This window comes from Dyadobacter sediminis (assembly GCF_005860765.1).
GTDB classification, from domain to species: domain Bacteria; phylum Bacteroidota; class Bacteroidia; order Cytophagales; family Spirosomataceae; genus Dyadobacter; species Dyadobacter sediminis.
This window is the reverse complement of the sequence record NZ_VCEI01000032.1, coordinates 83,971-92,096: the sequence shown is the minus strand read 5'-3', so window position 1 is coordinate 92,096 and position 8,126 is coordinate 83,971. Positions and strand designations below refer to the sequence as shown.

The 8,126-nt window shown below is 43.7% G+C and carries 7 protein-coding genes; 4 read left to right on the top strand and 3 right to left on the bottom strand.

Annotation, left to right across the window (positions count from 1 at the left end; all coding sequences use genetic code 11):
* Nucleotides 1-527: 527 nt before the first annotated feature.
* From FEM55_RS24505 to FEM55_RS24495, 3 genes are read left to right on the top strand one after another with little or no spacing between them, the layout of a single operon-like run.
* Nucleotides 528-1,817 carry an amidohydrolase/deacetylase family metallohydrolase gene (locus tag FEM55_RS24505; RefSeq protein ID WP_138284122.1) on the top strand — a complete coding sequence of 430 codons (1,290 nt, stop codon included), beginning with the start codon at nt 528-530 and terminating at the stop codon, nt 1,815-1,817.
* 36 nt (nt 1,818-1,853) lie between these two features.
* Entirely contained in the window at nt 1,854-3,077 is a 1,224-nt protein-coding gene (locus FEM55_RS24500; protein ID WP_229209408.1) for an amidohydrolase/deacetylase family metallohydrolase, read from the top strand.
* Between the two features lie 35 nt (nt 3,078-3,112).
* The gene (locus FEM55_RS24495; RefSeq protein ID WP_310588666.1) at nt 3,113-4,846 is read left to right on the top strand and encodes a PQQ-dependent sugar dehydrogenase; all 1,734 of its coding nucleotides are present in this window, start codon (nt 3,113-3,115) and stop codon (nt 4,844-4,846) included.
* A 40-nt stretch (nt 4,847-4,886) separates the two neighbouring features.
* Here FEM55_RS24495 and FEM55_RS24490 read toward each other — a convergent pair whose 3' ends face one another.
* From FEM55_RS24490 to FEM55_RS24480, 3 genes are read right to left on the bottom strand one after another with little or no spacing between them, the layout of a single operon-like run.
* Nucleotides 4,887-5,786, bottom strand: a complete 900-nt coding sequence (locus tag FEM55_RS24490) for a carbon-nitrogen hydrolase family protein (protein WP_138284113.1) — start codon at nt 5,784-5,786, stop codon at nt 4,887-4,889.
* A gap of 4 nt (nt 5,787-5,790) precedes the next feature.
* Nucleotides 5,791-6,387, bottom strand: a complete 597-nt coding sequence (locus FEM55_RS24485) for a GNAT family N-acetyltransferase (protein WP_138284109.1) — start codon at nt 6,385-6,387, stop codon at nt 5,791-5,793.
* A complete protein-coding gene (locus FEM55_RS24480) occupies nt 6,380-6,793 on the bottom strand; it encodes a nuclear transport factor 2 family protein (protein ID WP_138284106.1) in 414 nt (137 codons plus the stop codon). Before FEM55_RS24480 ends, FEM55_RS24485 begins: the two co-directional genes overlap by 8 nt.
* A 335-nt stretch (nt 6,794-7,128) precedes the next feature.
* Between FEM55_RS24480 and FEM55_RS24475 the strand changes: the two genes are divergently transcribed.
* Nucleotides 7,129-8,022 (top strand): hypothetical protein, encoded by an 894-nt coding sequence (locus FEM55_RS24475; protein WP_138284104.1) that lies wholly within the window; start codon nt 7,129-7,131, stop codon nt 8,020-8,022.
* Nucleotides 8,023-8,126: the final 104 nt, after the last annotated feature.

The window sequence follows — 8,126 nt, the reverse complement described above, 5'->3', positions numbered from 1 at the left end:
CGATGATACTTGGATCAAACCCGGTAAAGTAGGTAGCCGCCACAATACCATCGTAAAAAGACCATCCCCAAAAAGATGGTCTTTTTCTTTGTGCTCCATCCCCGCCCCGGCGTTACATTCAAATACATACCAGCACAACAAAGACGTAACACAGCATCCAAGCGGACTTTTGCAGGGCAGCCAAGTGGCTTGCTTGTTTTTGTACCGGATCAAGCTGGTTGAAAGCCGCTGTTTTTACCTCTGCTCTCCTGCTACTCGCCCGCGTGCTGGGACAGTTTCCCCAACATGCCTGAGTTAAAACGACATTCCGAGCTTTAAACAGAGACAAAGCCCTCTACCAATTATCTTCACTTTTTTCGAATTCCCTGATCAATAGAAATTTACCTTTTTTGTCTTGTATATTATATTGTAACGGACTTTACTGAAATACTGAATTAAAAAAGTTGATATGAAGCCAGATCTTGGCAGATTTAATACAAATATTCATTATCAAAGATCCTGACAAACTTTTCCTAAACTCTTAAAATATGTATTACTTAACTTTTGTAAGGAAAGCTTGCTGCATTCCGAAAATGCTGTACGCCTTTCTTTTTTTCTTTATTACCTTAGCATCCTTCGCTCAGCCAATTGATCTTCTGCTGAAAGGCGGTCATGTAATTGATCCCAAAAACAAAATTGATGCGGATATGGACGTTGGTATTACAGCCGGAAAAATCGTTCAGGTCGCAGCCAATATTTCTGCCTCGGATGCCAAAAAAGTAGTTGATGTAAAAGGTTTGTACGTTACGCCCGGTCTGATTGACATGCATGCGCATGTTTTTAACGGCACCGTTCCCGATGCCTATATTGCCAACGGAGCTACAAGTCTGCCGCCGGATGGCTTCACATTCCGTGCCGGCATAACAACGGTTGTAGATGCCGGATCTTCGGGATGGAGAAATTTTAAAGTCTTTAAATCGCAGACCATTGATCATTCTCAAACACGTGTCCTTGCGTTTCTCAACATTACTGGAACAGGTATGGCAAGCCGGTACGAAGAGCAGGACCTGACGGATATGAATCCGGTTATGACGGCCAATATGATCAAGAAACTTTTTCCAAACGTCATTGTCGGCATCAAGGCTGCGCATTATTGGGGCGGTTATGCACAGGTAGAGAAGGCGGTAGAAGCCGGTAAACTGGCGGATGTTCCGGTTATGGTCGATTTCGGAGAACACAAACCGCCGCTTTCTATTGAAAAATTGTTTAAGGACTATCTACGCCCGGGTGATATTTTTACGCATACTTACGCTTACGGTCCTACTGAACGCGAAGTGGTTGTGGATGAAAACGGCATGGTAAAACCATTTGTGCTGGAAGCACAGAAAAAGGGTTTGATATTCGATGTCGGACATGGAGGCGGTGCTTTTTCGTGGCGGCAGGCTATTCCGTCCATGAAGCAGGGCTTCCGGCCAAATGTCATCAGCACAGATTTGCATACCGATAGCATGAATGGCGGAATGAAAAGTCTGGACAATGTCGTTTCCAAATTTCTGAATATCGGCATGTCGTTGCCCGATGCGATTCTTCGTGTTACCTGGAATCCGGCAATGGCTATAAAACGTCCTGATCTTGGAAACCTGTCAATTGGCTCTGAAGCGGATGTTGCCGTTTTTAACCTAAGAAAAGGTGATTTTGGCTTTCTGGATACAAGAAAACTGAAAATGAAAGGCGATAAAAAGCTGGAAGCAGAACTTACGCTGCGTGCCGGTAAAATCGTTTGGGACCTGAACGGCATCAGCGCAGCATCATGGGAAACTGAAACTGCGGGCAAATAAATGAAAGCGGTCTATAAAAATCTTCTTTGTTTTTTCTTGAAAAGACGACGGATTACTGTGGCCATTTTTCTGTTTTTAAGCAATAGCTTATTTGCTCAGAAATATGAACTGATCATCAAAGGCGGTCACGTTATTGATCCTGCAAATGGCATAAACCGTATCATGGATATTGCGGTAAGCAAAGGAACGATTGCCAGAATAGCCGTTACAATAAAGGATTCTTCTGAAAAAGTGATCAATGCAAAAGGTTTGTATGTCAGCCCGGGTTTTATTGACATCCATACACATGTTTTTGTAGGCACACAAGCGGGCCTTTTTGCAAATGGCGTCAACAGTGTTTCGCCGGACGATTTTACTTTTCGTTCGGGTGTGACGACGGTTGTAGACGCAGGCACGTCCGGTTGGCGAAGTTTTCCTTTATTTAAAAAACAGGTTATTGATCAATCCAGGACAAGAATTCTTGCTTTCCTGAACATTGCCGGCGAAGGAATGACCGGCGCTGAACGGGAAGAAAATACAGAGGATATGGATGCAGATTCAACTGCAAAAATGATCCGGCAATTTCCTGAAATCATTGCCGGTGTGAAAATCGGGCATTACAATGGCAAGGAATGGATGCCGTTTGAAACGGCGCTGAATGCTGCTGGAAAAGCAGGCAAGCCTTTATTTGTTGAATGTCATTTGCCACAGTATACTCTTCAGGAACAACTTTCCAGAATGCGGCCCGGAGATATCATCACGCATACTTTTGAAAACATTTCGGAAAGAATGCCAATCATTGGCGAAGACGGCAAAGTAAGATCGTTTGTGCTTGATGCCAGAAAAAAAGGCATTTTGTTTGATCTCGGACATGGCGGCGCAGGATTCTGGTTTGATCAGGCGGCTCCGGCAGTAAGTCAGGGATTTTTCCCAAATTCCTTCGGAACTGATTTGCACCGTTTCAGCATGAACTCGGCCATGAAAGATATGACGAATGTAATGTCCAAATTTATGGCACTCGGAATGACGCTCGAAGAGGTTGTCCAGACGGCTTCATGGAATGCCGCCAGGGCAATCAGACATAGCGATCTGGGAAATCTGAAAGAAGGAAATCCGGCGGATCTGGTCATCTTCAGTATCAGAAAGGGACAATTCGGATTTATGGATTCTGCGGGAAAAAGCATTCATGGGAATAAAAAACTGGAAACAGAAATGACAATAAGAGCAGGCAAAATCGTGTGGGACCTGAATGGATTAAGTGCTAAAAAACCGGAACAATAAATATGGCTCGTCTTTATAAACTCAAACCAAGGCTTTTGAATAAATTATTGTGCTTCGGAATCATAGCATTTCTGACAACCGGCGCACATCAGTCAGTCAAAAACATACTTCCGGCCGGTGACCCGGATAACGGCGGACTTACAACGCCGGACGGGTTTAAAACCGTTGTTGTAGCCGACAGCACCGGACTTGCCCGCCATATTGCGGTAAATTCCAACGGTGACATTTATGTGAAACTGCGGTATTATGGAAATGGCCAGCAAGGCGGAACAGTGGCTTTACGGGATACGAACAACGACGGAAAAGCGGATATTATCAAAAATTTCGGCAATTACAAAGATCACAGCAGCCTCGCCAACGGCATTACAATCCGAAACGGATACCTTTATTACAGTTCGTCACTGGCTGTTTACCGCAGCAAACTCATTCCCGGCCAGCTTTTGCCTGATGAAAAAACAGAAATGATCCTGAAAGATGATCACGAACACGGCGCACACTGGCATATTACAAAACCCATGGCTTTCGACAGCAAAGGCAATATGTATGTACCTTTCGGAGCGCCTTCAGATGCTTGTCAGGATATGGTAAATTCTCCGGGCGGACAGCCGGGAAGCAAAGGCCAGAATCCTTGTCCGGACCTGGAAAAGCATGGAGGCGTATGGAAATTCAGTGCCGACAAGCTCGATCAGACGCAAAAAGACGGCACCTTGTTTGCGACCGGACTGAGAAGCATTGTGGGTATGAGGTGGAATCTGGCTGATGAAAGCCTGTATGCCGTTGTGCACGGAAGGGATAATCTGCACCTTTTATTTCCGGATCTGTTTTCATCGTGGCAAAGCGCGGTACTTCCTTCGGAGGAGTTTGTGAAGTTAGAGCAGGGTTCCAATATCGGCTGGCCGTACTATTACTATGATCAGATAAAAGGGAAGAAAATGCTTAATCCGGAATATGGCGGAGACGGCAGGAAGGAAGGCGAAGGAAGCAAATACCAGAAGCCGATTATCGGATTTCCGGGCCACTGGGCACCCAATGATGTGTTGTTTTATCAGGGTAACTTGTTTCCGGAAAGGTATAAAAATGGTGCTTTCATTGCCTTTCACGGTTCTACAAACCGGGGACCGTATCCGCAGGCCGGCTATTTTGTTGCCTTCGTGCCTTTCAAAAATGGCGTTGCATCTGGAGAATGGGAAGTATTTGCCGATGGATTTGCAGGCATTGACCCGATTATTAATGTTAGTGATGCCAAATTCAGGCCGATGGGACTTGCAGAAGGCCCGGACGGATCGCTCTACATCACAGATTCCGTAAAAGGCAAAATATGGCGGATTATGTATAAAGGGGACAAAAAGAACTTTGGTGCTCAGCAACTTGCTGCGATGGAAAAGCACAAATTAATGGCGCATATCAGAACGCCCGACGAAGCAGCGGATAATCTGGACATGAAAACCAAAGTTGCAGGCCAGCGCATTTACAATACTTACTGCACGCCTTGTCATCAGCGGAATGGCCTTGGCGACGGAAGCCGTTTTCCGCCGCTTGCCGGTTCCGAATGGGTTTCAGGAAATAAAAGAAGGTTGATTGAAGTGGTTGCAAAAGGACTGGAAGGTCCGATTCAGGTAAAGGGAAAACCGTATAACGACCTTATGCCTAAACATGATTTTCTCAAACCCGAAGAAATGGCACAGCTGCTGACTTTCGTCAGACAGAATTTTGGAAACACGCCCGACCGGGTTACCGTAGACGACATCAACAGAGTATTGAAAAAATAAATTAAAAAGGCTTCGCTTAAAAAATCCGGACTGGAAATGCTTACAATTTTATATCAATCATTGTAATCTGTTCCATTTCCAGTCCGGCTGTTATAGCATCGTGATCTTTGAAGTTGAACACATGCCCGTCCTCTCTGACTTCTTCGATTTTGTCAAAGTCAAGTTCCTGTACAAGCCAGTCTTCCTTTTGAGGTGTCATACTGGAAATAATTCCTTCTTCGGGCATGCCTTTGTCAGGCGTTGAATAAAATGCAGCATAACCATAATTAACATCCACTGCCGGCGACCAGTACGCTTCTCCGACCGTTTGGGAAACCACCGTATAAACCTGATTTTCCAACGCACGGGCACGTGCGCCGACATGAACCCGTGTAGCGCCGCGAATGGTTTCCGTACAGCTGGGCGCAAGGATCAGCGAAGCGCCTTCCGCACTCAGCAGGCGTGAGCCCAGTGCAAATTCCATATCGTAGCAAATCTGGACGCCGAACTTTCCCCAGGATGCTTCAAATACCGAAAGCACTTTGTCTGCGCTCTGAATGCCCCATTCCTCCTTTTCAAAACGCGTCATGAAAAATTTATCCTGATATCCGGCCAGACCGGAAGGCGAAAAAACGTAAACGCGGTTGATGTTTTTACCTTGTTCAATAACCGGAATGCTCGGCGCAACAATAATGACATTGTATTTTTTTGCAAGTTGTTCAAATGTCAGGCAAAAGTCTGCTTTGAGGGAATCCATTTCCAACACTTGCCGGCGAATATCTTTTCTGATCTCACCGGAAAAAATACTGACAAGCTCCATGGCTCCGTATTCCGGAAAAAGCAGCAGCTCCGCATTTTTTTCAGCTGCTCCGGCAACCCATCGTTCCACATGCCGCCGCCATTGGCCAAAACCGTTGTGGGCCGTAATCGGGTATTGTGCGGATGCAATTGTTACGCTCATGCTTTTAAATATGTTTAATCCAGAAAGTCATTTTTTTGGAAGTAGAAACTGCTTCTCCGATATCGGGCCATTCCATTGCTGCATGGATTCCGGGGACATTTATGTAACCGCGCTTTTTCCAGAAAATATCATTAGAACGGTAATCTGCGGGTTTCAAAGGGTGGTTTTCATCTCGTTCCACCGAACAGAAACAGCACATTTTATATTCCTCAAAACTTTGTGCATGTGCTTCCCGTTCATCAAAAAAGCGGTTTCCGAGTCCTATTCCACGGTACTCAGGTAACAAAATACTTTCGCCAAAGTAAAAAACAGCGTTAACGTCAAAACCCGTTTCCGTAAAGGGTTCCGAAATTTCCGCTGTTTCGTCTTTTAACGGAATACAGGTTGTTGCCCCGACCATTTCTTTACCGTCATAAACCGCAAACAAAAAAGATCTTTCAGACTGCGTATACGTTTTCAGGTACTCTTTTTCATATTCCTTTGATCCCTCATACAAATAAGGAAATTCACGGAAAACCGCTATCCGCAATGAAGCCAGATCATCGAAAACTGATTCGATTTCAGCACCTTTTTTTTGTATGTAAGTCAGTTTTTCAGTCATTTCTTGGTTTGGAAACCAGCTCGATCCAGAGCGGCAAGTTATAATATGTAGTTACACGGCTTATTTTTCCTTCTTTTAGTTCCAGAAAAGCGGCGGCAGGAAGCACGTAAGTTTGACCGTACGCTTCCGGCAGGCCTTCTTCTCCTTTTTTATAAATTCCGTTTACCACAAATTCAACGGCAACGCGGCTATCCGCAGGTTCGGTAAAAAAAACCATATCCGTCAGGGTTTCTTCATAGGATTCATCCATTTTCTGGAGAAACTCAGTGAATTTCCCGGTACCGATCCGCACGTCGCCCTGATTGGCTTCATGCCTTACTTCCGGATGGAGCAAAGCAAGCATGCCGTTCCAGTTTTTCTGGTTAAAACTTGTATAATATTGCTTGACGATTTCTAATGAACTCATTTACAGTTATAAGATAAAAATGACACTAAATTCGGATCAGTAATGGCTTAAAGTTAACTGAGATTATCAGTTCTTGAACGAGCTCTTCATTAAATATTCATTTTACTGACTGTTTAAAGCGTTTTGGTACTTTCAGAACAAGAAACCAGAACTACAAATAACCTTGCCGGCCAGTAAATCAAACGCTCCGTCTGTTAAATTTCCCTTGGCAAGCGTATCCTTGCCTTCTGCTCATTGATAATTCCCGCTGGGTATAAGCCTCTTGCGATGAAATGGAGAATTCACTTGCTTGGAGCCAGTTAAACTTATTCATTCACAAAACTTAATTTATCACAATGGTAAAGATTACTAAAAACCTGTCTTTAATGGCTTCTGCCGCATGCTTTTCCACCCTTGTTTTCATGAGTAGCTGCTCCAAAGATGCAGTAACACCGACACCGGAATCGGCCATTAATGAAAGCTCGAATGCAAGAGTTGGCGTGCTTCCAACAGCAACACAAACTAGTGAATTTAAAATTGTTACCGGTGGTCTTAGTCATGGTTCAATAAATGCTCTAAATACCTTACACGGTAGCATTGATCAAATTGATCCTAACTATAAAAAATCTATAAGTTGGGGTTTTCTTGTAAGTTCAAGAATGGACATGAATGGACCTGTCAATAAAGACCCTAAACGGATTACTGATCCCCTAGTTAGAGAATATGTCGTTGGAAAATTTGACCCGAGCGACCCTTCTAGCAAACCAATCAAAACTGGTGAAATAAAAATATTAGAACCATTCGTATATCGAGATATATATTATCGAGCTTTCATTGTTCTGGAAGATGGTTCTACCATTTATGGAAATGTACTTAATTATTTCGATCAAACGCCGATTATTCTTCCTTGGAAATTACAAGCAAATCCGGTAGATGCGAATGGTATGAATATAAGTATCATCAAACAAGGCACCATCCCGGCTGTTGAGTACGGAGTTGTATTAAGCTACCAAAAAACTGCGACTGAGCCAATTAATCCTGAGCCGACTATAGCAGATAAAAAAATAAATGCTTACAAACCGAGCCTTGGTAGTTATATAAGTTATACCCAGGGAAACTTATTATCTATACCTATCGATTTCCAGTACTATCAATTGTACTATCGTCCATATATGAAGTTGCAAGATGGTTCGATCGTCTATGGAAATGTAGCTTATTCAAATAAGAGACCTAAAATCACTTTGAAATAATACTAAATTCTTGAAAAGGTAAATTCCTGCTAGGATGAAGTAGAAAGCAATAATGGGAAGCTACAATCAAGCAGTTTCCCATTATTTCCTGGGTTAGCCAATTA